The sequence below is a fragment of the Rathayibacter sp. AY1D2 genome, from assembly GCF_002932695.1.
GTDB lineage: Bacteria > Actinomycetota > Actinomycetes > Actinomycetales > Microbacteriaceae > Rathayibacter.
Window position 1 is genome coordinate 38,852 of sequence record NZ_PSVX01000007.1, and the last position, 21,851, is coordinate 60,702.

A 21,851-nucleotide genomic window follows, 5' to 3' on the forward strand; every position below is an offset into this window, starting at 1 on the left:
CGCGGCGGGCGGCTCGGCCCGTCGCTGAGGCGGCCGTCCTCCGGTCGAGGTCGCGCCGCACGGCGGGCACCTCACACGGGCGGCGAGCCCAGCGGATCCGGTCCGGCCTCAGACCCGGGCCGCGATGAGGTCGAGCACCTTCGGGCTCGAGAGCAGCGCGAAGTGGCCGACCACCGAGACCGCGATGTTCTCGCGCGCCCCGGCGAGGCGGCTCCCTCCGGGGATGTACTGGTCGCGCATCCCGTAGATCGACGTGATGCGCGCGTCGGCCTCGCGCTCGGCCAGCAGGGTGCGGATCAGCGGGCGGTGGGGCGCGAACTCCCGGAGCGCCCGCGCCGGGGCGATCCGTGCGAGCGACGAGCCGTTGAACGGGGTCGAGACGGCGATCATGCGCTCGATCCGCCCGTCCTCGCGGTCGTCGACGACCATCATGTGCTTGCCGATCAGGCCGCCCTTGCTGTGCGCGACGACGACGACTCCGCGCAGATCGTGCTCGCGCAGGTAGTCCTGGCCGAGTCCGGCCGACGCGACGATCGGCCGCGTGTTGTAGCCGAGCGCGGGCAGCACGTGGATCGGATGGCCCGCCGCGTGCAGCCTCTCGGCGATGGGCCGGAGGAACTGCCACGTCTCGTAGATCCCGGGGATGAGCAGCACCGGAGCGCCGTCGCCGGACGCGTACCGCGACACGTCCCAGCCCTCCCGGAGGTGCACGAAGCGCGAGCCGTAGGCGTAGCGGTAGTCGCGGAGATACGCGCGCCGCAGCGAGGTCGAGCGGCGCGGGCGGGCGGAGTCACGCGCCGGCATGGGCCCGCTCCAGCTCCGCGATGTCGAGGCGGCTCATCGCGAGCATCGCCTGCAGAGCGCGCGCGGACGCCTCGGGGTCGGCGCCTCCGAGCAGACGCGGGAGGACCTCCGGCACGATCTGCCAGGACAGCCCCGAGCGGTCGCGGAGCCAGCCGCACCGGCTCTCCTCGCCGCCGTCCGCGATCAGGGCGTCCCACAGCCGGTCGAGCTCGGACTGGCCGCCGACGGTCACGACGATCGAGACGGCCTCGGTGAACGGGAACCGCGGCCCGGCGTTGATCGCCTGGAACCGCTGCCCGTCGAGCTCGAACGTCACCGACAGCACCTCGCCGGGCGACGGGGAGCCCTCCGGCAGCACCTGGCTTCCGGTGATCCGCGAGTTCGGCACCAGCTCCGTGTAGAAACGCGCCGCCTCCCCCGCGCCGTCGTCGAACCAGAGGAAGGTGCTGACCGCGCCCATCGGAGTCTCCGTCCTGCGCGGGAGGGTCTCCGCGGCTCCCTCAGTGTGCCGCGGAGGCGCGCTCCCCGCGACGGATCACAGCGGGTTGACGCCGAACGCCGTGGCCAGCTTGTCGATCTTCTTGGCGCGGCCCAGCCGGGGCAGGTCGCTGCCGTCGCGGATGACGCGGCCGCGGGCCTCGAAGTCGTCGAGGAAGTCGCGGGCCCAGGCGACGTCGGACGGCGTCGGGCTGATGACCTCGTTGATCACGGCGAGCTGCTCGGTGTCGAGGCAGAGCTTCCCGGTGAGGCCGAGCGAGACCGTGAGCGCGGACTGCTCGCGCAGCACGGGGTGGCTGTTCGAGACGGTCGGGCCGTCGATCGGGCCGGGCAGGTCGCCGATGCGCGAGGCGACGACCAGGCGCGAGCGCGGGTAGGCCATCGCGAGGTCGTCGGCGCTGGTGCCGGTGTCGCGGCGGTAGTCGCCGCTGCCGAACGCGAGGCGGAAGGTGCCGCGGGCGCGGGCGATCGAGACCGCCTCCTCGATGCCGAGGGCGGACTCGACCAGGGCGAGCACCGGGGTGGAGCCGCCGAGGCGATCGAAGGTCTCGGTGACGTGCTCAGCGGCCTCGGTCTTGGCGAGCATGACGCCGGCGAGGCCGGGCAGGCCCTTCAGCGCGTCGACGTCGTCGGACCAGAACGGGGTGGAGTGGTCGTTGATGCGGACCCAGGCGCGCTTCTCGCCGGTCAGCCACTCCGCGACGTCGGTCCGCGCGTCGGGCTTCGCCTTGGGGTCGACCGCGTCCTCGATGTCGAGGACGATCTGGTCGGCGCGGGACGCGTGCGCGGCGTCGAACGTCTCGGTGCGGGTGGCGTTCACCAGCAGCCAGGAGCGCGCGATCTCGGGGGCGACGTCGCGCCCCTTCCGCTTCGCGATGGCGGTGGTGGTGGTCTCGGGCAACGTCACGTTCGGGTCCTCTCGGTGGCGCGGTCCTCGCTCCGCGGACGCCACCGCTCTGCGACGGCGCCGGGGACAAGGGTAGCGGCTCCCCGTCGGCGGGGCTCCGGGCACTCCGGCGTCTCTCCACTCCGGGGCTGCGACGCCCCGAGCGCTCCGGATCAGCGGCCCTCCGGGCGCTCCCACAGCGTCAGCACCGTTGTCGGCACCCGGATCCGCTCGCGCGTGACGAACCCCGCCTCAGCGAGCACCGTGTCCGCCTCGCCCTCCGGCAGCGCCTGCCAGACCCGGTCCTCCCCGGCGAGCGCGGCGAGCAGGGCCTCGCCCTCCAGGAGCACGTCGGAGTACGTGCCCGTCGTCCCGTACGGAGCGGCGAGGGCGACGTCGTCCACGCCCGCGAACGCCTCCGGGTAGGCGGCGAGCGCCAGGCGGGGCCGGAGCGAGACCGTCCCGGAGGAGCCGAGGAGGACGGCGTCGCCCGGACGGGCCCGCTCCTCGACGGCGGCCGCCAGACCGCGGAGGTCCTGCCCGGCCGGCTTCCCGGTGACCGTGCGCATCTGCACCAGGACCGGCAGGGCGGCCACCGCGATCAGGGCGAGGAGGGCGACGCCCGTCCGGGCCCTGAACGAGTCGAGCGCGAGGCCGAGGAGGACCGCAAGAGCGGGCGTGCTCGACGCGAGGTAGCGCGGAGTGAACATCGGCTCGACGAGGAGGGTCCCGAGCACCAGCACCGCCGTCGGCAGCACGATCCAGAGGACGAGGGCCGGCAGGAGCGGCCCGCGCAGGCCGCCCCGCACCGCGGCGACCGCGAGGAGCGCGACGGCGATCCCGGCCAGCCACCACGCGGATCCGAAGAACGGCTCGACCAGGACGGTGAACGCGGTCACCGGCTGCGAGCGGAGCCAGCCGACCTGGCCGCTCTGCCCGGCGGCGAGGAGCAGCACCGGCACGGCGCCCAGTGCAGAGAGGGCGCTCGCCGGGAGAGCCCGCACGGCACCCCGGGGCGCCGCGGCCGCGGCGAGCGCGACGAGAGCCGGCAGCACCCGCACGGAGTAGAGGAACACCGCGTCCGCCAGACCCGCGACGGCCGCGAACGCGATCCAGCGCAGGGCTCCTCCGGAGCGGGCCGCCCGCACGACGAGGACCGCCGCTCCCACCACGAGCGCGGTGGCCAGAGCGGAGGACCGCGCCTCGGTCCCCGAGAACGAGGACCGCGGGAGCAGCACGAGCACCGCGGCGGCGAGGAGTGCCGCCCGGGGCCGGTCGAACGATCGCAGCAGGACGACGACGCCCGCCGCCGCCGCTCCCGTGGCGAGAGCGGACGGCGCCCGCAACGCGAGCTCCGACTCCCCGGCGATCGCGATCCAGCCGTGCATCATCAGGCCGTAGACCAGGTGCACCGCGTCCTTCTCCTGCACGAAGGCGAGGAGCTCCCCCACCGGGAGCCGCGCCAGGCGGAGGGTCGCGGCCTCGTCGTTCCAGTAGGAGGGGATCCAGGAGCCGACGAGGGTCAGCGCGGTGGCAAGGGCGAGGACCGCGCTCGCGGGCAGGGTCCGGAGCGCGCGCATCACGCCAGCGTAGAGGCCGGGCTCAGCGCGCCGAGCGCTCGGCGAGACCCTTCGCGTACGCGGCCTGGCCGACGTGCTGCGTGTCGTCGTCGATCACCGAGACCAGCCGCACCCCGAGGGTCACCGGCGGATCCCACTGCTCGTCGACGACGCGCTCGAGGTCCTCGTCGCCGAGCGTGTCGAGGAGGGCGAGCGTCTGCCGGTGCACGGCGTCGGCGTACTCCGCGAGCAGCGCGGCCGGCACCGCGGCGAGCGCCGCCACCTCGGCCGGCTCCTGCCCGTAGCCGGTCTCGTCGGGCCCGAAGGGCAGGCCGGACCGGCCGTGGAAGCCGTCGGCCGTCCACACCTGCTCGTGGCCGGCGAGCGGGGCGAGGTGGTCGTCCTGCACCCGGACGAGATGCCAGACGAGCCAGGCGGGCGAGTTCGAGCGGGCGTCCGCGCGGAACACGAGCTGATCGGGGGTGCTGTCGTCGAGGACGGCGTGCACGTTCTCGTGCACCCGGCCGAAGGCGTCGCGGAGGAGGTCGATGGCTGCGCTCATGCCGCCAGCCTGCCGCTCCCGCGCCCGGTGCGGCACCCCCTCCGCGCGCCTCGGAGGAAGTGCGGAGGCGGGTGCCCGATACTCGGCCCGTGACCTCCGGATCCTCGAACCTGGCGACGAAGCCGTGGCTGACCTCCTACGCGGAGGGCGTGCCCGCCGAGATCGACCCTCCCACCCAGACCCTCGTCGACCTGCTCGAGGACTCGGTCGCGCGGTACCGCCGCGGCACCGCCCTCGAGTTCTTCGGCGCCGAGACCAGCTACGCCGAGCTCGGCGAGCAGGTCGCGCGCGCGGCGGAGGGCCTGCGGCGCCTGGGCGTGCGCGCCGGCGACCGCGTCGCGCTGGTGCTCCCGAACTGCCCGGAGCACGTGGTGGCGTTCTACGCCGCTCTCCGCCTCGGAGCGATCGTGGTCGAGCACAACCCGCTCTACACGCCGCGCGAGCTGCGGCGGCAGTTCGAGGACCACGGCGCCCGGTTCGCGGTCGTCTGGGACAAGATCGCCGACGTCGTCGCGACCATGCCCGCCGACCTGGGCATCGAGCGCGTCGTCTCCGTCGACCTCACCCGCTCCTTCCCGCTCGGCAAGCGCCTGGCGCTCCGGCTCCCCCTGCCGTCGGTGCGCCGGTCGCGCGAGAAGCTGACCGCGACCCCCCGCAGCCGCTCCCTGGTGCCCTTCGCGTCGCTGCTGAAGAACCGCCGCATCGCGCGCTCGCACCCCCGCCCGGTCCTCGGCGACACGGCCCTGCTGCAGTACACGAGCGGCACCACCGGGACGCCCAAGGGCGCGATCCTCTCGCACGCGAACCTCCGTGCGAACGCCCTGCAGGGCCGCGCCTGGGTGCCGGGCCTGCGCGAGGGCGACGAGACGTTCTACGCGGTGCTCCCTCTGTTCCACGCCTACGGGCTGACGCTGTGCCTGACCTTCGCGATCAGCATCGGCGCGAAGGTCGTGCTGTTCCCGACCTTCGACGTCGGCCTCGTGAAGGCGGCCGCGAAGTCGTCGCCGCCCACCTTCCTCCCCGCGGTGCCGCCCGTGTACGACGCGCTGGCCCGCGCCTCCGAGCGCCACGAGCTCGACCTGCGCGGCATCCGCTTCGCGATCTCGGGAGCGATGAGCCTGCCGGTCGCGACGGTCGACCGCTGGGAGCGCGCGAGCCGGGGACTCCTGGTCGAGGGCTACGGAATGACCGAGAGCTCGCCGGTCGCCCTCGGCAACCCGGTCGGCCCGACCCGCCGGCCCGGCACGGTCGGCGTGCCGTTCCCCAGCACGACGATCCGCCTCGTCGACCCCGCCGATCCGTCGGTCGACCGCGGCCCGGGCGAGTCCGGCGAGCTCCTGCTCCGGGGGCCGCAGGTGTTCCAGGGGTACTGGAAGCGGTCGGAGGAGACGGCCGAGGCCCTCCTCCCCGGCGGCTGGCTGCGCACGGGTGACATCGCGACCGTCTCGGCCGACGGCTTCGTGACGATCGTCGACCGGGCCAAGGAGCTCATCATCACCGGCGGCTTCAACGTCTCCCCCTCCGAGGTCGAGGGAGTGCTGGAGTCGCACCCGGACGTGACGCGCGCGGCCGTCGTCGGGCTCCCCCGCGAGGACGGCGGCGAGAGCGTCGCGGCGGCCGTGGTCCTGCGGGCCGGGACGGCCGTGGATCCGGAGGCGCTGCGCGACTTCTGCCGGCTGCACCTGACGCCCTACAAGGTGCCCAGGCGGATCGTCCCGGTGGACGAGCTGCCGACCTCGCTGATCGGCAAGGTGCTGCGCCGCCAGGTGCGCGAGAGTCTGCTGGACTGAGGCGACCGGAGCGGGCGGTGGCCCGCGAGGAGGAGGACGACATGGCGAGGATCGTGCAGTACGAGCGGATCGGCGGGCCCGAGGTGCTCGAGACCGTCGAGGCGCCGGAGCCCGAGGCGGGGCCCGGAATCGTGGTGGTCGCCGTCCGCGCGGCCGGTGTGAACCCGATCGAGTGGAAGGTGCGCTCCGGCCTGCGCCCGAGCCCGCCGTTCGACGGTCCGCGGAGGCTCGGGTCGGACGGCTCCGGCGTGGTCTCCGCCGTCGGTCCGGGAGTGACCGGTTGGAGCGTCGGCGACCGGGTGATCGTCAGCGGCGCCACCGGCACCTACGCGACCGCCGTCGCGGTCTCCCCCGACTCCCTCGATCCGCTCCCCGACGGACTCGGCTTCGAGGAGGCGGCCGCGCTCGGCATCCCGGTCTCCACCGCCCACCAGGCGGTGGTCTCGCTCGGCGTCGCGGAGGGATCGACGTTCGTGGTCCACGCGGGCGCCGGAGCGGTCGGCCGGGCGGCGATCCAGTTCGCCGTCGACCGCGGAGCCCGGGTGATCGCCACGGCGAGCCCGGCGAATCACGAGGCGCTGCGCGCGCTCGGAGCGGTGCCGGTCGCCTACGGGCCCGGACTGCTCGAGCGGCTGCGTGCCGCGGCGCCCGAGGGCGTCGACCGCGTGCTCGACGCGGCCGGGACGGACGAGGCGCTCGCCGCCTCGCTCGCGCTGGTGGAGGATCCGCAGCACGTCGGAACGGTGGTCGCCGGTCCTCGGGCGGCCGAGCTGGGCATCCGGGCCTGGAGCGGCGGCAGTCCCGTGCCGCTGACCGAGGAGGAGCAGCGCCTCCGCCGCGAGGGGGTGCCGCTGGCCGCCCGGCTGGCGAGCGAGGGGCGCTTCGCGGTCGCGACAGGTCCGCGCCTCCCGCTCGAGCAGGCCGCAGAGGCGCACCGGCTCAGCGAGGACGGCCACGTCCGCGGGAAGATCCTTCTCGTTCCCTGAGCCGGGCCGGCTCCCGGCATCCGTCTCCCCACCGCTTCCCCCGCTCTCACCGTCGAGAAGGAGTCCCCGTGTCCACTGACGACACCACCCCCGTGATCCTGGGGGGCGCCCGCACCCCGTTCGCCCGCTTCTCCGGAGCCTTCGCGCCGCTCTCGGGCGTCGAGCTCGGCGCCGCTGCCATCCGAGGGGGTCTCGAGCGCTCGGGCGCCTCCGCGGCCGACGTCGACGCGGTCGTGCTCGGCCAGGTGATCCAGGCCGGAGCCGGTCAGGGCCCCGCCCGGCAGGCCGCGGTCCTCGCGGGCCTGGGCTGGGACGTCCCGGCGGTCACGATCAACAAGCTCTGCCTGTCGGGTCTCACCGCGGTGATCGACGCGGCGCGGATGATCCGGCTCGGCGAGGCGCAGGTGGTCGTCGCCGGAGGGCAGGAGTCGATGACCAACGCGCCGCACCTCCTGCTCGGATCCCGCTCGGGCCTGGGTGTCGGTCCGCGTCCGCTCGAGGACGCACTCCTCCACGACGGCCTGCTCGATCCGTTCGACCGCCGCCTGATGGGGAGGGTGACCGACGACGGCAACGCCGCACGGGGCATCCGCCGCGAGCGCCAGGACGCCTTCGCCGCGCTCTCGCACCAGCGGGCCGCCGCGGCACGGTCCACGGGCGTGCTCGCCGAGGAGATCGTGCCGGTCGCGGTTCCGCAGCGGCGCGGACCGGACCTCGTCGTGTCCGCCGACGACGGGATCCGGGAGGACAGCACGGTCGAGACGCTCGCCCGGCTGGCCCCCGCGTTCTCGCCCGAGGGCACGATCACGGCGGGCAGCTCGTCCCCGATCACGGACGGCGCCGCCGCGCTGGTCGTCGTGTCCCGCGGCTGGGCCCGCGAGCGCGGACTGCCCTGGCTCGCGACCGTCGCCGAGCACGGGCAGGTCGCCGGACCGGACAACTCCCTGCATTCACAGCCGTCGGCGGCGATCCTCCGGGCGCTCGGCCGCCGCGGTGCAGCGGTGTCCGACCTGGACCTGATCGAGATCAACGAGGCGTTCGCCTCCGTCGTCCTCCAGTCGGCGGACGATCTCGGCGTCGAGCCCGAGGCGGTCAACCCCGACGGCGGGGCGATCGCGCTCGGCCACCCTGTGGGCGCCTCCGGAGCACGGCTGGCCCTGCACCTGGCGCTGGCCCTCCGGCGCCGGGGCGGCGGTCTGGGCGTCGCCGCGCTCTGCGGCGGAGGCGGCCAGGGCGAGGCGCTGATCCTCGAGGGCTGACCGGCGGTCCGCCCCCAGGAGCGCGTCGGCGCCTCCGGCTACGCTCGCGGGATGAGCATCCTGAGCGCCGACGGCCTCGCCTTCGTCACCGAGCGCCACCTGGCCACCCTCTCCACCCCCGGCCGCCAGGGCCGCCTGCACGTGGTCGCCGTGGGCTTCACCTACGAGGACGGTGTCGTCCGCGTCATCACCTCCCGCGAGAGCCAGAAGGTGCTCAACGTCCGGCGGGGCGGCACCGCGACGGTCGGGCAGGTCGACGGCATCCGGTGGCTGAGCCTGGGCGGTCCGGCGACGATCGAGGAGGAGCCGGACGCCGTGCAGCACGCCGTCGAGCTCTACTCCCAGCGCTACCGCACCCCGCGCCCGAACTCCCTCCGCGTCGCCATCCGCATCGATGTCGACTTCGCCCTCGCCTCCTCCGGCCTGCGCGCGGAGTAGCCGGGTGGCCCGCGGCGACGCGCTGGGCGGGGGCGGTGCCGTCTCCTCCCTCCGCACCTACCGCTATGTCCGCCTCTCCCTGGTGGCGGCCGTGGTGCTCCTCACGGCCGGCCTCGTCCACCAGCTCGTCGTCGGAGGCCCGCTGCGCTCGATCAGCGCCTCGTACTACACCCCGGTCCGCTCCCTCTTCACCGGGGTGCTCTTCGCGGTCGGCGTCGCGTTGGTCGTCCTCGCCGGGAGGAGCGTGCGGCGCTTCCTCCTGCTGCTGGCGGGCATGACGGCGCCGGTCATCGCGATCGTGCCGGTGCCCCTCGCCTCGGAGGAGCTGCAGCGCCTCGAGGGAGCGGCGTGCCCGGCGGGAGGGGCGTCGTGCCTTCCCGCGACGGCCGCGGATGAGGTCGCCGCCTCCCTGCCCGCCTACCTGGTCACGGCCGCGGCCGTCCTCGTCGCCTCCGTGATCCTGCTCGCCCTCGACCGGGTCCTCGACCGCTGGGCGCTCGTCCGCACCGCGATCGCCGCCGCCCTCCTGATCGCGCTGGCGGCCTGGAGCACGCTCCCGTCGTTCCTGCGGCTCGGCCACTACGCCGCCGCCGGCGTCTTCTTCCTCCTCATCGCCGTCACCGCCGGTCTGCACGCCGTCGCGGTGCGCGAGGAGGGAGCGAGCGGGCCGGGGACGCCGCGCTTCTACTCCCGCTGCTACGCCGTTCTCGCGGTGCTGATCGCCGCGGTCGATGCGGCGCTGGTGCTCCTGCTGCTCACGGGGCGGGGAGCGGAGCTGCTCGGCGAGCAGTGGCTCCTGCTCGGCGAGGCCGTCGCGCTCGCCCTCTTCGGGGTCTTCTGGGTGCTGCAGACCGTCGAGAACTGGGATCGTCCCGACGTGCTGCTCGTCGCGCGGGGCTGAGGGGGCCGGTGACGGACGGCCCCCTCAGCCGCTCAGCGCTTGAGGGTGATCGAAGAGCTCCGCCCGAGGTTGCCCGCGGCGTCGGAGGCGTGCGCGACGATCGCGTACCGCCCGGCCGGGTAGGAGGAGGCCGAGACGGTCAGGCGCCACGTGCCGTCCGACGCCCTCGTCGCGTCGCCCAGCCGCGTGGCTCCGCTCCAGAAGCTCAGCTTCGTCGTGCCGACGTCGTCCTTGGCGGTGGCGACCAGGGTGACAGAGCCGCGCACCGTCGATCCGCTCGTCGGCGCGGTGATGACGGTCTTCGGAGCCGTCGTGTCGCGCGACGGCGCGGGCGAGCCCGTGGGTGCCGGAGCAGGAGCCGCGGTCGGCGCCGAGGTGGGAGTCGGAGCCGGAGTCGGTTCGTCGCCGAGGCCCCAGGCCGTCCACAGCTCCTCCGCGATCATCGCCTGGCCGGCGACGTTCGGGTGGAAGTAGTCGACGTCCGTCGAGAGCTGGTCGAGCGAGATCGGAGCCGCCGTGAGGGCGCCGCCGTCCCACACGCAGTCGTTCGCGGCGGACGCGCAGGCCGATTCCAGTGCCTCGTTGAAGGCGGCCTCCCGGTCCTCCGCCGCCGCGAGCGAGGCGGTGTAGGCCGAGCCGATCAGAGAGGCTCCGGTCGTGGCGTCGACTCCGCGCTGGGTCCGGCAGACCCCGCCCCGAGCCCAGATCGCGGCGCCCGGCGTCGACTTCACAGCGTCCCACTCCGACTCGATGTCCGGGACCGAGCCGACGAGCACCGTCGCCTCCGGCCACTCCTCGCCGATCGAGCGCAGGATCCGGGTCGCCGACGCGGCGAAGGAGGCCGCGGGCGTCATCGCGTAGCCGTCGCGGGAGTCGGGCGAGAGGCTCAGCGAGCAGAGGTCGTTGCCGCCGATCAGCAGCGTGACCACGTCCGGCTTCTCCCCGGCCGCGACCGCGGCGTCGATCCGCGACTCGACTCCGCTGATGACCGCACCCGACTTCGCGTAGTTCACCGCGCGGACCGCCGTCCGCGGATCCGCCGCCGCCATCCGGCTCGCGATCGAGTCGACCGCGGGCGCCGATCCCGTCGCCCAGGAGTTCTCGACGCAGTCGCGGTTCACCCCGCAGGTCGTCGCCGCGCGCGTGATCGAGTCGCCGAGCGCGAGCAGCGTCTGCGTCCCGGACGCCTGCGCCGGCGGTGCCGCCAGGAGCCCCGCCAGGAGCGCGATCGCCCCCGCGCCGACCCCTGCCGCTCTCCGCCGTGCCCTGTGTGCTGTGGTCCCCATGTCGTCCCGTCCCCTGGTCGTCCATCGTTCGAGTGCCTCGCGTGCTGCGAGAGCACGAGGGGCGAGCGTACGTCGCCGCGGATCCCCCGACGGACCGGAGGAGAACGGCTCCCGTCCGGCGCGGCCCGGATGGGGGACGCGGAGGACGTCTGTCGGCGGTCGGGCGGGAGCGATCCGGGAGGGGAGAGGCGGGCGGCCGCGAGCACGACGGCTGCTCACCGCGGAGGACCGGCCTTCGGCCGCAGGGCGGGAACGGCAGGGCAGACGGCGAGCGCGACCAGCACGTTCTCGCAGAGCGGGCCGCCGGGAGAACGGAGAAGGCCCACTCTCTCGAGCGGGCCTTCCGTGGTGGTGGATCCGAGGGGATTCGAACCCCTGACCTCTTCATTGCGAACGAAGCGCGCTACCAACTGCGCCACGGACCCGTGCCTTCCGAGCCGTCACCGGCCCGAACAACTCGTCCACACTAGCACGGACGAGCAGGCGCCTCGCACTCGGGTCAGGCCCCGCGGCGGCGCTGCAGCGCCTGGTCGAGGTCGATCGCGTCGACGCCGTCCACGACGCCCATCGCGGCGAAGCGGGAGGAGGGACGCGGAGCCTCGGGAGCGGGAGCGGCGGCACGCGGGACGCGCAGCGGCGCCACCTCGGGAGCGGTCGCGGCGGCGCGCTGGGCGAGCTCCGCCTCCGCCGCGGCGGTGCGCAGGCGCTCCACGGCGTCGATCGACGCCATCGCGGAGGCGGCGACCGTGCCCCGGGAGAGGTACAGCGGCTTGGGGAGCGGCTGCGGCGTCCAGCTCGCACGGTCCTCGGCGAGCTCCTCGGAGGCGTCGTCCGCCGCCTCCTCTGCGAGCTCGGCCTCGAAGACCTCGGCGCGCCGGCGCTCGGTCGCGGCGGCCGTCGTCGCTGCCGCGGCCGGAGCGGCCGCGCGGCGGCGACCCGGCGCCAGCAGGATCAGCGTGCCGAGCCCCGCGACGGCGAGGAGCAGGCCGACGAGCGGCACCGCACCCGTGCCGCCGAAGGGCAGCATCATGAGCCCGACCAGCGCGGCGACCGCCCCGACCAGCACGGCCAGCGCGGCGCCCTGGCGCCAGCGCAGGACCGAGGGCCCTGACCGCGTGCTCCGCCGTGCGCTCGCGGTCGCCCGTCGCAGCGCGTCGCGCGCCGCCTTCTCCGCCTGTGCCAGCTCCATCGCCTGTGCCTTCTCTTCGGCTCGTCGTCGTGTCTCGGTCACCCGGAGCCGGCGCTGCTGCAGCGCCACCTCGCGGGCCGTCGCCTCCGCACGCACGTGCTCGGGCACTTCCGCGGTCTCGGCGAGGATCCGCAGCGTCTGCTGCAGCCTCACCGCGTTGCGCTCGGTCGCGTTGTACGACCGCCTGCGCATCCACGTGGGGATCAGGTAGGCGACCCACAGAACGGCGGCGAGCGCCCAGACGACGCCCCCGCCCAGCCAGTCGCTACTCATGCGGACAACGCTAGGAGCACCGGGCACTCCCGTCCGTCATTACGGGTAGGTGTGTCCGTGCGGATCGCGGATCAGCCGGGGCCCCGTCGGAGGGACACCGGCGCCGTCGGAGGGTCCGGAGAGACCCGAGCGGCGGGAGGCGCGGAGGTCCGCGTCGGTCGGCACGCCGACCTCCGACGGGACCTGCCCGTCGAGGTAGCGGCGGAGCACGCCGCGGGGCACCTCCTCCGCCACGAGGGCGAAGCAGAAGTGGTCGCGCCAGTCGCCGTTGATGTGGATGAAGCGCCGCCGCAGGCCCTCGTAGCGGAAGCCGAGCTTCTCGACGACGCGCAGACTCGGCCGGTTCTCCGGGCGGATGCAGATCTCGATCCGGTGCAGGCCCAGGTCGAGGAAGGCGTGGTCGGCCGCGAGGGCCACGGCGATCGGAGTGATCCCCCGCCCGGCGTAGCGCTCGGACACCCAGTAGCCGATCGACCCGGAGGAGAGCGAGCCGTACCCGATGTTCGAGATGTTGAGCTGCCCGGCGAGCTCGCCGTCCCAGTCGATGAGGAACGGCACTCCGCCGCCGGCCCGCGCGTTCTGCTGCAGCGAGCGGATGCTGGCGCGCACGTCGAACGCGGCGCCTCCCCGGGGGTCGGACGCCTCCCACTGGCGCAGCCACGACCGGTTCGCGATCAGCTCCCGCTCGAGAGGGCGGGCGTCGCGCACGCGGATGGGGCGGACGGTGACACGACCCTCGGTGAGCGTCGGGATCGGGAGCGGCATGATGCGACCCTACTGCTCCGCCGCACTGCGGGAGGGGGACTGGACTCCGGGGCATTCCGTGCTTCCGTGGAACGGAGGAACGGACGGGATCCCCCGCCTCAGCAGGGGGTCCCGTCCGTTCCGGAGGCGCGCTCGCCGGGGCTCAGAGGCCGGCGACGAAGTCCTTCAGCCAGGGCTTGAGGTCCTTGCCGAGGTCGTCGCGGTCGGAGGCGAGCTGCACGATGGCCTTGATGTAGTCGAGCTTGTCGCCGGTGTCGTAGCGGCGGCCGCGGAACACGACGCCGTAGACGCCGCCGAACTCGGCCGGATCCTGGGCCATGCGCTCCAGCGCGTCGGTCAGCTGGATCTCGCCGCCCTTGCCCGGAGCGGTGTGCTCGAGCACGCCGAACACGTCGGGCTTCAGCACGTAGCGGCCGATGATCGCGAGGTTCGAGGGGGCGTCCTCCTTGGAGGGCTTCTCGACCAGGCCGGTGATCCGCACCACGTCGTCCTCGTCGGTCGCCTCGACCGCCGCGCAGCCGTAGAGGTGGATCTGGTCGGGGTCGACCTCGAGCAGCGCGACCACCGTGGTGTCGCGCTGCTCGGCGACGTCGATCATGCGCGAGAGCAGCGGGTCGCGGGCGTCGATCAGGTCGTCGCCGAGGAGCACGGCGAAGGGCTCGTCGCCGACGTGGCGCTGCGCGCGGGAGACCGCGTGGCCGAGGCCCTTCGGCTCGCCCTGACGGACGAAGTGCACGTCGGCGAGGTCGCTGGCGTACTTGACGTGCTCGAGCTTCTTGTCGTCCTTCTTCTGGGACAGGTTCTGCTCGAGCTCGGGCACCGAGTCGAAGTGGTTGGCGAGCGCGTTCTTGTTGCGCCCGATGATCACGAGCACGTCCTGGAGGCCGGCGTCCGCCGCCTCCTCGACCACGTACTGGATCGCCGGCTTGTCGACGACCGGCAGCATCTCCTTGGGGATGGCCTTCGTCGCCGGCAGGAAGCGGGTGCCGAGACCTGCGGCGGGGATGACTGCTTTGCGGATTCGAGTGCCCATGGGGCGCCATCCTAGCGGCGGGGGAAGTCGCGGGAGTTTCGCGCCAGGACCGGCGACAGAAGGCGCCGGACCCCGTTCCGGGGCGGTCCGGGACGAGCGTCCCTCAGGGTCGTCCGTGCGGAGGCCGGCGCGGGGCCCGGTTCTAGACTGAGCGCATGCCAGCCGACATCACGCACGAGAAGCGGGCGCTGCGCGCCGAGCTGCGCGAGCGCCGCCGCACGCAGACCTCGACCGCTCGCGACCAGGCCGCGGAGCAGATCACCGCCCACCTGATCGAGCTCGCCACCCGCGTGGGGGCCCGCTCCCTCGCGTGCTACCTCTCCGCTCCGGACGAGCCGAGCACCCGGCCGTTCCTGGGCTGGGCCGAGAGCCACGGCATCCGCGTCCTCTTCCCCGTCTCGCGCCAGGACGGCCTGCTCGACTGGGCGGTCGGCGACGGCCACACCGAGACCCAGGGCCTGTTCGGCATGCCCGAGCCCGTCGGGCAGCTGCTCGGCCCCATCGCGATCAACGACGTCGACCTCATCGTCGTCCCGGCCGCCACCGTCGACCGGCAGGGGATGCGGATGGGCTGGGGGCGCGGCTACTTCGACAAGACCCTCGGCTCGATGGAGAAGTGCCCGCCGGTCTACGCCGTCGTCTTCGACAGCGAGCTCGTCGACCGGGTGCCCAGCGAGGTCCACGACCAGGCCGTCGACGGAGTCGTCACTCCCTCCGGCATCGTCGACCTGCGCCACTGACCCCGTCCTCCTTCTCCCCCACCCGCCTCCGAGGAGCCCCCTGTGCCCACCTACTCCTACCGCTGCACGCAGTGCGGCAACGCCTTCGACATCCAGCAGAAGTTCACCGACGACACGCTCACCGAGTGCCCGAGCTGCCAGGGGGCGCTGCGCAAGGTGTTCAGCGCGGTCGGCGTGACCTTCAACGGCTCGGGCTTCTACCGCACCGACTCCCGCTCCGGCGGGAAGTCGAGCGAGGGCGGCTCCTCCTCCTCGGGTGCCGGCTCGTCCGGCTCGGGCGCATCCGGCTCCGGCTCATCCGACTCGTCGTCGGGCTCCTCGGGATCGGGCGGCTCCTCCTCCGGATCCTCGGGTTCATCGGGCTCGGGCGGCTCCTCGTCCGGCTCGGGGTCCTCGGGCTCCGGATCGTCCTCCTCCTCGTCGTCCTCGGGCTCCTCCGGGTCCTCCTCCTCGGGTTCCTCCTCCGGGAGCTGACCCGCCACCCACCGCTCACGGCAGAAACGGAACCATCATGATCAACGGCTTCAAAGAGTTCATCCTCCGCGGCAACGTCATCGACCTGGCTGTCGCCGTGGTCATCGGCGCCGCCTTCACGACCATCGTCAACGCGATCGTGACGGGGATCTTCAACCCGCTCATCGGCGTGATCTTCGACGCCTCCTCCCTCGAGGCCCTGGTCTGGCCCATCCGACCGGGAGAGAACGGCGAGGACCCGACCGTCATCGCCTACGGCTCGGTCATCTCGGCCCTCATCCAGTTCGTGATCGTCGCCTTCGTCCTCTACTTCGCGTTCGTCCTGCCGATCAACCACCTCAAGAACGCCGCGTTCGCCAAGAAGGCCGCCGACGCCCCCGCCGCGGAGGACAAGGCCCCCACCGAGCTCGAGCTCCTCTCCGACATCCGCGACCTGCTCGCCAACAACGGCACCGCCACCACCGCGAACTCCGGCAAGCACGTCGACTGAGTCGCTCTGTCTCCTTCCGCCGGAGGCGGAAGAGGACCGCGGTCGGCTTCCCGATCGGGGAATGCTTCGCAGAGCGTTGTGCGAACGGTGCGTCCGAAACGTCGGCACGCGTTTCGGACGGCGCCTGCACCTTCGGGAGGTCGCCGAACGGGACCTTCGGCGTCTCCGACGGGGGCTGATCGGCCCTGTCTCCACGCGCTCCTCGATACCGGCGGGCACCGGGCGGGAAGCGGTCGGTCAACGGGCACCGGACGGGTGCGGTCGTCAGCGGGCATCGGTCGGGAAGCGGTCGGCCACCGTGGACGGGCCCGACGTGATCGGTCGCCAGACGTCCGCGTGACGTGTCCGCTCGTCGAGCGGGGGCGTGCCGGGGTGAGGCCCGAGGTCGTCGACGGGACCGGCGTCGACTCGCGGACCGCCAGCCGCGCGGGTGGAATCAGTAGTGCGGGGGGACGTCCTGGCGCAGGCGCGCGTCGTTCGGGCCGGTGTCGGGGCGCGCGGGCGGCGCGGAGGGGTCGGCGATCGGAGCGTCGTGCGGGGACGGATCGGTGCCCGGCTTCGCGGGGAGCGTCGCCCGCCGACCGCCGCGGGTGCGCCGCAACGGGCGGTCGGCACCCGCGGGGGCGTCGGGATCCTGCGCCACGATCAGTCGCGCGGCAGCGGCTCGACGGGCTGCGTCTCCCCCGACGCCGGAGCGGCGGCGGCAGCAGGAGCGGCGGGAGCAGCAGCGGTGGGAGCAGCAGCCTCGCCGGCGGCGGGAGCAGGGGTCTGCTCCTCCCCCGCGGTCGCACCGATCAGCCCGGCCACCCGCGCGGCCACGGCCTCGGGGTCGGCGAACAGCTCGAAGTTGTGCACCCGCAGGTAGTGCCAGCCCAGCCGGCGCAGCAGCTCCGGACGCAGGCGCAGCGACACGCGCAGGCTCTGCGTGCTCACGTCGCGGTCGGTCTCGACCACCACGGCACGGGTCCCGTGCGCGGCGACGAGGGCCAGCTTGCCCTTGTGCCCGATGTTGACCCGGAGTCCACGGCGCTCGAGGCGCGCGGCGAGATCCACCAGCATCGGCTCCGAGTAGTCGTCGCGGTCGCTCGGCTGGACGCGGTCCTCCGCCTCCTGCAGCACCTGCGCGAGCGCGACCATGCCGTAGCGCATGCGCGACTCGTCGATGTCGCCCGGGCGGAAGCACGAGACGATGTCCATCGAGCGGCGGGCACGGGTCATCCCGACCGCTAGCAGACGCTCTCCGCCCGGCTCCGCGAGCGCGCCGAAGTTCGACAGCAGGCGGCCGTGGGGCGTCCGGCCGTAGCCGATCGAGAAGATGACGCGGTCGCGGCTCTGCGCGACCGACTGCTCCAGAGTCACGACGGCGAAGGGCTCGGGCCGATCGCCGAGGATGAAGTCGCTCAGATCGGTGCGCTTGGCGAAGGCCGTCAGCACCGCCTGCTGCACCCGCACGGCGTGGCGAGGACTCGCGGTGATGACCATCAGCGACTCGCGCGGACGGATCACCGCGTGCTCGAGCACCAGCTCGACCACCTTCGCGACCTCGGCGTCGACGGACTCGACGGCTCCCGAGTCGTTCTCGGGCATGCCGTGCCCGCTCGCGATGTAGTGGAAGCGGAGCGAGTCGTGTCCGAGAAAGGATCCGGCCCAGGGCAGGGAGTCGATGCGGCCGCCGTAGAAGCGGCGGTTGACCAGCTCGGCCAGGTCCTCGCCGCCCGCGCGGTAGCTGCGGGTGAGCGTGACGGTGTTGAGCAGCTCGCCGAGTCGGGCGAGCGCCGACTGGGCGTGCAGCGCCTCCACGTCGGTCCGCGAGGCGGTGGAGCCGAACTCCGGCGTCTCGTCGACGCGCAGGCCGAAGGGAGTGGGGGTCTGCGTGACCGGGTCGCCGAACGCGACGACCTGCTTGGCCCGGCGGATCGCTCCGACGTTCTCGGCCAGCGTGGTCGCCCCGGCATCGACGAGGAACACCGCGTCGAAGGTCGTCTCGGTGCCGATGCGGTGCACCTCGTACGGCGAGGCGAGCCAGGCCGGAGCGAGCACGCGCGAGAGGTGCGGAGCGGCCTTCTGCAGCTCCTGAGGGGTCGTCGCCGCCTCGGTGCGCAGCAGCGCGCGCAGCGCGTCGCGCTCCTGCGGCCAGTCGACGAGCCCGATCTTCCAGGTCTCGGAGAGCTTCCAGGCCAGCAGCTCGGCGCTCGAGGCGGCGTGCGCCTCGTCGACGAGCTTGAAGTCGGCCTCGAGCCGGTCGAGCACGCTCGTGTTGCCGCCGAGCAGCGCACGCTCGTCGGTCAGCATGATCTCGAGCGCCGAGCGCCACCAGGCCAGGTCCAGCTCGCCCGCGACCAGCTCGGCCGGCACGTGGCGGCGCGAGAGGTCGGTGAGCAGCGGGTCCAGGCCCCAGTCGCGCAGGGTGGCGAGGAGGGTCGTCCGCTCCTGGAGGTTGGCCAGCACCTCGCTGTCCTCGGCGAGGCCGGACACCATCGAGGCCAGCTCGGCGAGAGGGAGCGAGGCGAGCTGCAGGTTCGTCCCGCGGCGGCCGAGCGGCTCGTCGAGACGGCTCAGCTGGTCGGTCACCTGCTGGTAGGCCACCTGCACGTCGGCGACGCCGACCGGGACCTCGGGGATCGTGCCGGCGACCGCGTAGCGCTGCCACAGCGTCCGCTGCTGCTGCACCCGGCGGAGCGCCGCGTTGAGGTCGGTGACGTGCGCGCCGGGACGCAGGTACTCGCGGGCGAGCTTCTTCAGGCGTCGGCGGTTGGTGGACGACATCTCGGCGGCCTCGCGGCGCGGCGAGGTGGCGACGATGAGGTCCTGGATCGAGCGGTCGAAGACGGCCGGCTGGAACTTGTCCAGCGTCTCGCGGACGTCCTGCAGCAGGCGCAGGTAGATGCCGAGCTCGGCGACCGACTCGAACGGGCGCATCCGCGTCTGGCCGATGACGTCCTGGGCGCGGTCGAGCAGGCGCGGCAGGTCGCGCAGGTGCAGGCGCTTGGCCAGCTCGTGGGCGATCTCGGCGTCGGCGGTGGAGTCGAACTGGGCCCCGTACCAGGGCGAGTCGCCCGGGCCGTAGCGGAACTCGCCCAGGCGCGCCGACTCGATCAGCATCCGGGTCGCCTCGGGGCGGCTGTGCGCGAGAGCGGTGACGGAGCGGCGGTCGAGGCGGGCGGCGGTCGACGGGGGCGTCCGCAGCTGCGAGAGGCGGGCGAGCTCCTCGAGGGCCTGCAGCGCCGAGACGCCGAAGCTCTCGTCGCGCCGGGAGAGCGCGCCGCGGTAGTCGAGCAGCACCTTCCGCAGCCGGAGCAGGGCGTCGTCGATCTCGCTGACGGAGGGGCGCGCGGCCTTCTCGTTGCGGCCGATCGACTGGATGAGGTCGCGGCGGAGCGTGCGGGGCCCGACCGCGATGCCGCCCAGGCCCGCCGAGAGCAGGCGCTGGTGGATGCTGTCGAGGCTCGACCGGCGGGCGCTGACGACCAGCACGCGCTTGTGCTGGGCGGCCAGGGCGCCGATCGCGTTGACGATGGTCTGGGTGCCGCCCGTGCCGGGAAGGGTCTTCACGACGAGCGAGTTGCCGGCCGCGATGTTCGCGATCACCTGCTCCTGCTCGGCGTCCGCGTCGAGGAGGAGGTTGTCGGTCGCCGGAGGACGCTCGTCCTGCGGGATGATCGACGCCACCTTCTGCGACTGCTGCAGCGCCCGCTTGGCGGCCGGGTTCCCGGCGACGGCGTCGAGGACCGGGTGCTCGAGCATCCGGGCGTCGCGGAGCATGTCGCCCGCCACGTCGGCGAAGCTCGAGACCACGAGGCGCGGGTGCACGGCGAACCACGGCAGGTGCGAGGTCAGGCCGCGCAGCTGGTCGATGACCGGCTGCGGCTTGAAGACGCCGTTCTGCACGGCCAGCTCGACGAACTGCTCGGGGTCGATCGTGATGCCGAACTGCTGCTTGAGGGCGCGCGCGAGCTGCGGATTGAAGTAGGGCTGGCCCTTGAGCTTGAGCTCGAAGTCGCGACCGTAGCGGCGGATGGCGAGCGGGCGCAGGAGCACGGGTGCGGTGAACTCCGTGTCGCCGGCGCGCCACTGGGCGAGGCCGATGGCGAGGTGGACGCCCTCGATGCCGCGGACCGAGCGCAGCTCGATCCCCTTGTCGGTGATCGCACCCGCGGCGTTCTTCGCGGTGCGCAGGGCGAGCTCGTCGCGGATGAGCGAGGAGAGGAGCGTCGTCTTGCCCGAGATGAACGGGGGCAGCCCGCCGGGGTGCGTGGTCGAGAGCTCGATGCGCGTCCGGGGCGAGTCCACGAAGTGGAGCAGGGGCGACGGACCGCCGACCTTGGCGAGCTCGTCGCGCCACGACTGCCACACCGGATCGGCCACGTTGCCGCCCTGGTAGCCGGCCTCGCCGCTCGTCACCTGCACGGGAGAGGTCGCCGTCGGGGAGAGCCGATGCGCGGACGCCTCCCCCTGGTCACCGGATTCGGGTGAGGTCGCCACCGGTCCGGCTCCTGGGAAATCGTCGACTCGTTGCACACGGACACCCTAAACCGGGCACCTCCGAAAGGCCGTAGCGACGCGGGTCGGCGGCACGGCACCTCCGTGCGGCTCACCGGGCCGGAGCATCGGAGGAACGCGGAGCCCAGGGTCGGATCGGCGAGCGCGTCCGCCCGATCGGGGCGGGCGGGGGGCTCAGGAGGGCCAGACGGCCAGGGGCGGCGCCGTCTCGACCCGGCGCTCGTCGCCGACCACGCGGATCCGGCTGCTCACGCGGTCGTGCCCGGCGGCCGCGGCGACCGCGGTCATGACGAGCCGGGCGTGGTCGCGCGTGAGATGCCCGAAGGCGCTCCGCAGATCGACGGGGCGGCCGGTGGCGAGCGACACGGCGATGCGCGCGACCGCCTCCTCCGAGAGGTCGAGGAGGCACGCCTGCTCGGCGAGGACGGCGAAGTCGATCCGCGGCGCGGCCTCCGTGGCGGCACCGGCCGCCCACGGGTGCTCGGGGCGGAGGCATCCGGCGCGGACGAGGAGCTGCTCCGCGGCCTCGAGGCCGGGCCCGGCGAGGACGGGGATCATGCCGCGGTCCGCTCGGCGCGGCGCCCGGAGGCGCGGACCCCGACGGACACGACGGCCGACAGCAGGCAGGCGACGCCGGCGATCAGCGGCGCGAGCCAGCCGAGGACGCTCACTTCGTCGACGTCCGTGCCGAAGTACTGCCAGTGCGCGATGGCGTAGACGAAGAGGGAGAAGAAGCAGAGCGCGACGCCCGTGAGCGCCGACACCAGGTCTGCCGGACGGACGAGGGGCTCGTGCTCCGCCGAGGCGGCCTGCTCGATCGCGGGCTCGGAGAGGGCGGCGGCGGGGACCTGCGGGAGGGTCGCGGTGGCGGGGTGCTGCGTCATGTCTCCGAGGGAACCAGCCGCGCGGTGTCACGGTCGTCACTCGCTGGCATGACGTCCTGAGCCGAGCGGATGGTGGCGCAGTCGGCCGGTCAGGGAGCGAAGGGGACGTCCGCTCGGGCCGGTCGGCGTCCGAGCGACGACTGGAACCGCAGCAGGTACCCGTCGGGATCGGCGACCACCAGCTGACGGACGCCCGCCTCCTCCGCTCCGACCCGGTACCAGCCTGTCTCGAGCGGCGAGAACAGCGGCGTCCCGGCCTCGGCGAGCGCCGCCGCCGTCCGGTCCGCGTCGTCGACGTGCAGCTGCAGGTTCATCCCCCGGCCGAGCGGGCGCTCCAGCGGTGCCGCGATCCAGTTGCGGCCCCGCTCCGCCTCTTCGAGCATCACGTGCGCGGAGCCGAGGACCAGGTACGCGAAGCCCTCCTCGGGCCGGGCGTAGTGGATCCGGAACCCGCAGGGACCGCACCAGAACCCCAGGCTCCGGTCGAGGTCGGCGACGAGCAGCTCGGGGACGAGATCGGGATCGGCCATCCGC

Annotated in this window: 22 protein-coding genes and 1 tRNA gene; 8 read left to right on the top strand and 15 right to left on the bottom strand. The window is 73.8% G+C overall.

What is annotated here, in order from left to right; all coding sequences use genetic code 11:
* Window positions 1-108: 108 nt before the first annotated feature.
* The 5 genes from C5D04_RS02905 to C5D04_RS02925 all read right to left on the bottom strand — a co-directional run bounded on the left by C5D04_RS02905 (window position 109) and on the right by C5D04_RS02925 (window position 4,309).
* Window positions 109-804 (bottom strand): triacylglycerol lipase, encoded by a 696-nt coding sequence (locus C5D04_RS02905; RefSeq protein WP_104223206.1) that lies wholly within the window; start codon window positions 802-804, stop codon window positions 109-111.
* On the bottom strand, window positions 791-1,264 hold the full coding sequence (locus C5D04_RS02910; RefSeq protein ID WP_104347208.1) for a VOC family protein: 474 nt from the start codon (window positions 1,262-1,264) through the stop codon (window positions 791-793). Before C5D04_RS02910 ends, C5D04_RS02905 begins: the two co-directional genes overlap by 14 nt.
* Window positions 1,265-1,339: 75 nt before the next feature.
* Window positions 1,340-2,203 carry a CoA ester lyase gene (locus C5D04_RS02915; RefSeq protein ID WP_208543400.1) on the bottom strand — a complete coding sequence of 288 codons (864 nt, stop codon included), beginning with the start codon at window positions 2,201-2,203 and terminating at the stop codon, window positions 1,340-1,342.
* Window positions 2,204-2,361: 158 nt separating this feature from the next.
* A complete protein-coding gene (locus C5D04_RS02920) occupies window positions 2,362-3,768 on the bottom strand; it encodes a glycosyltransferase family 39 protein (protein WP_104347209.1) in 1,407 nt (468 codons plus the stop codon).
* A 22-nt stretch (window positions 3,769-3,790) separates the two neighbouring features.
* Window positions 3,791-4,309, bottom strand: a complete 519-nt coding sequence (locus tag C5D04_RS02925) for a DinB family protein (RefSeq protein WP_104347210.1) — start codon at window positions 4,307-4,309, stop codon at window positions 3,791-3,793.
* Between the two features lie 89 nt (window positions 4,310-4,398).
* On the opposite strand from C5D04_RS02925, the gene C5D04_RS02930 reads away from it, so the two are divergent.
* The 5 genes from C5D04_RS02930 (at window position 4,399) to C5D04_RS02950 (ending at window position 9,683) form a co-directional block, all read left to right on the top strand.
* Entirely contained in the window at window positions 4,399-6,099 is a 1,701-nt protein-coding gene (locus C5D04_RS02930; protein WP_104325781.1) for a long-chain-fatty-acid--CoA ligase, read from the top strand.
* 41 nt (window positions 6,100-6,140) lie between these two features.
* Window positions 6,141-7,085, top strand: coding sequence for an NADP-dependent oxidoreductase (locus tag C5D04_RS02935; RefSeq protein ID WP_104325798.1), 945 nt, complete (start codon window positions 6,141-6,143; stop codon window positions 7,083-7,085).
* Between the two features lie 68 nt (window positions 7,086-7,153).
* A complete protein-coding gene (locus C5D04_RS02940) occupies window positions 7,154-8,344 on the top strand; it encodes an acetyl-CoA C-acyltransferase (protein ID WP_104325780.1) in 1,191 nt (396 codons plus the stop codon).
* A 51-nt stretch (window positions 8,345-8,395) separates the two neighbouring features.
* On the top strand, window positions 8,396-8,782 hold the full coding sequence (locus C5D04_RS02945; RefSeq protein ID WP_104226440.1) for a pyridoxamine 5'-phosphate oxidase family protein: 387 nt from the start codon (window positions 8,396-8,398) through the stop codon (window positions 8,780-8,782).
* A 4-nt stretch (window positions 8,783-8,786) separates the two neighbouring features.
* Window positions 8,787-9,683, top strand: coding sequence for a hypothetical protein (locus C5D04_RS02950; protein ID WP_104347211.1), 897 nt, complete (start codon window positions 8,787-8,789; stop codon window positions 9,681-9,683).
* A 32-nt stretch (window positions 9,684-9,715) separates the two neighbouring features.
* On the opposite strand, the gene C5D04_RS02955 is transcribed toward C5D04_RS02950, so the two are convergent.
* From C5D04_RS02955 to galU, 5 genes are all read right to left on the bottom strand, one after another.
* Entirely contained in the window at window positions 9,716-10,969 is a 1,254-nt protein-coding gene (locus C5D04_RS02955; RefSeq protein WP_104347212.1) for a GDSL-type esterase/lipase family protein, read from the bottom strand.
* A 349-nt stretch (window positions 10,970-11,318) separates the two neighbouring features.
* A tRNA-Ala gene (locus C5D04_RS02960) sits at window positions 11,319-11,394 on the bottom strand.
* A gap of 74 nt (window positions 11,395-11,468) precedes the next feature.
* Window positions 11,469-12,431: a hypothetical protein gene (locus tag C5D04_RS02965; protein WP_104347213.1), complete on the bottom strand. Its 963-nt coding sequence runs from the start codon at window positions 12,429-12,431 to the stop codon at window positions 11,469-11,471.
* Between the two features lie 39 nt (window positions 12,432-12,470).
* Entirely contained in the window at window positions 12,471-13,196 is a 726-nt protein-coding gene (locus C5D04_RS02970; protein ID WP_104223217.1) for a GNAT family N-acetyltransferase, read from the bottom strand.
* Between the two features lie 142 nt (window positions 13,197-13,338).
* A complete protein-coding gene (gene galU / locus C5D04_RS02975; RefSeq protein WP_104223218.1) occupies window positions 13,339-14,229 on the bottom strand; it encodes a UTP--glucose-1-phosphate uridylyltransferase GalU in 891 nt (296 codons plus the stop codon).
* A 155-nt stretch (window positions 14,230-14,384) separates the two neighbouring features.
* Between galU and C5D04_RS02980 the strand changes: the two genes are divergently transcribed.
* The 3 genes from C5D04_RS02980 to mscL are packed head-to-tail and all read left to right on the top strand — an operon-like array spanning window position 14,385 to window position 15,933.
* Entirely contained in the window at window positions 14,385-14,969 is a 585-nt protein-coding gene (locus C5D04_RS02980; RefSeq protein ID WP_104223219.1) for a 5-formyltetrahydrofolate cyclo-ligase, read from the top strand.
* A gap of 42 nt (window positions 14,970-15,011) precedes the next feature.
* Window positions 15,012-15,443 (top strand): FmdB family zinc ribbon protein, encoded by a 432-nt coding sequence (locus tag C5D04_RS02985; RefSeq protein WP_104223220.1) that lies wholly within the window; start codon window positions 15,012-15,014, stop codon window positions 15,441-15,443.
* A gap of 37 nt (window positions 15,444-15,480) precedes the next feature.
* The gene (mscL, locus tag C5D04_RS02990; protein WP_181065648.1) at window positions 15,481-15,933 is read left to right on the top strand and encodes a large conductance mechanosensitive channel protein MscL; all 453 of its coding nucleotides are present in this window, start codon (window positions 15,481-15,483) and stop codon (window positions 15,931-15,933) included.
* Between the two features lie 436 nt (window positions 15,934-16,369).
* Here mscL and C5D04_RS02995 read toward each other — a convergent pair whose 3' ends face one another.
* The 5 genes from C5D04_RS02995 to C5D04_RS03015 all read right to left on the bottom strand — a co-directional run bounded on the left by C5D04_RS02995 (window position 16,370) and on the right by C5D04_RS03015 (window position 21,847).
* Window positions 16,370-16,576 carry a hypothetical protein gene (locus C5D04_RS02995; RefSeq protein WP_104347214.1) on the bottom strand — a complete coding sequence of 69 codons (207 nt, stop codon included), beginning with the start codon at window positions 16,574-16,576 and terminating at the stop codon, window positions 16,370-16,372.
* Between the two features lie 2 nt (window positions 16,577-16,578).
* Window positions 16,579-20,415, bottom strand: a complete 3,837-nt coding sequence (locus C5D04_RS03000; RefSeq protein ID WP_374954312.1) for a DEAD/DEAH box helicase — start codon at window positions 20,413-20,415, stop codon at window positions 16,579-16,581.
* 192 nt (window positions 20,416-20,607) lie between these two features.
* Complete coding sequence (locus C5D04_RS03005) at window positions 20,608-20,991, bottom strand: hypothetical protein (protein WP_104232859.1); 384 nt, start codon at window positions 20,989-20,991, stop codon at window positions 20,608-20,610.
* A complete protein-coding gene (locus C5D04_RS03010) occupies window positions 20,988-21,317 on the bottom strand; it encodes a hypothetical protein (RefSeq protein WP_104226447.1) in 330 nt (109 codons plus the stop codon). The genes C5D04_RS03005 and C5D04_RS03010 overlap by 4 nt, the downstream gene beginning before the upstream one ends.
* 89 nt (window positions 21,318-21,406) lie before the next feature.
* Window positions 21,407-21,847 carry a VOC family protein gene (locus tag C5D04_RS03015; protein WP_104347215.1) on the bottom strand — a complete coding sequence of 147 codons (441 nt, stop codon included), beginning with the start codon at window positions 21,845-21,847 and terminating at the stop codon, window positions 21,407-21,409.
* Between the last annotated feature and the right edge of the window lie 4 nt (window positions 21,848-21,851).

Coding starts and splice junctions, on each gene's coding strand:
- C5D04_RS02935 (WP_104325798.1), top strand. CDS start 6,141: ATGGCGAGGATCGTGCAGTACGAGCGGATCGGCGGGCCCGAGGTGCTC.
- C5D04_RS03015 (WP_104347215.1), bottom strand. CDS start 21,847: ATGGCCGATCCCGATCTCGTCCCCGAGCTGCTCGTCGCCGACCTCGAC.
- C5D04_RS02970 (WP_104223217.1), bottom strand. CDS start 13,196: ATGCCGCTCCCGATCCCGACGCTCACCGAGGGTCGTGTCACCGTCCGC.
- galU (WP_104223218.1), bottom strand. CDS start 14,229: ATGGGCACTCGAATCCGCAAAGCAGTCATCCCCGCCGCAGGTCTCGGC.
- C5D04_RS02945 (WP_104226440.1), top strand. CDS start 8,396: ATGAGCATCCTGAGCGCCGACGGCCTCGCCTTCGTCACCGAGCGCCAC.
- C5D04_RS02920 (WP_104347209.1), bottom strand. CDS start 3,768: ATGCGCGCGCTCCGGACCCTGCCCGCGAGCGCGGTCCTCGCCCTTGCC.
- C5D04_RS03005 (WP_104232859.1), bottom strand. CDS start 20,991: ATGATCCCCGTCCTCGCCGGGCCCGGCCTCGAGGCCGCGGAGCAGCTC.
- C5D04_RS02910 (WP_104347208.1), bottom strand. CDS start 1,264: ATGGGCGCGGTCAGCACCTTCCTCTGGTTCGACGACGGCGCGGGGGAG.
- mscL (WP_181065648.1), top strand. CDS start 15,481: ATGATCAACGGCTTCAAAGAGTTCATCCTCCGCGGCAACGTCATCGAC.
- C5D04_RS02955 (WP_104347212.1), bottom strand. CDS start 10,969: ATGGGGACCACAGCACACAGGGCACGGCGGAGAGCGGCAGGGGTCGGC.
- C5D04_RS02980 (WP_104223219.1), top strand. CDS start 14,385: ATGCCAGCCGACATCACGCACGAGAAGCGGGCGCTGCGCGCCGAGCTG.
- C5D04_RS02905 (WP_104223206.1), bottom strand. CDS start 804: ATGCCGGCGCGTGACTCCGCCCGCCCGCGCCGCTCGACCTCGCTGCGG.
- C5D04_RS02925 (WP_104347210.1), bottom strand. CDS start 4,309: ATGAGCGCAGCCATCGACCTCCTCCGCGACGCCTTCGGCCGGGTGCAC.
- C5D04_RS03010 (WP_104226447.1), bottom strand. CDS start 21,317: ATGACGCAGCACCCCGCCACCGCGACCCTCCCGCAGGTCCCCGCCGCC.
- C5D04_RS02965 (WP_104347213.1), bottom strand. CDS start 12,431: ATGAGTAGCGACTGGCTGGGCGGGGGCGTCGTCTGGGCGCTCGCCGCC.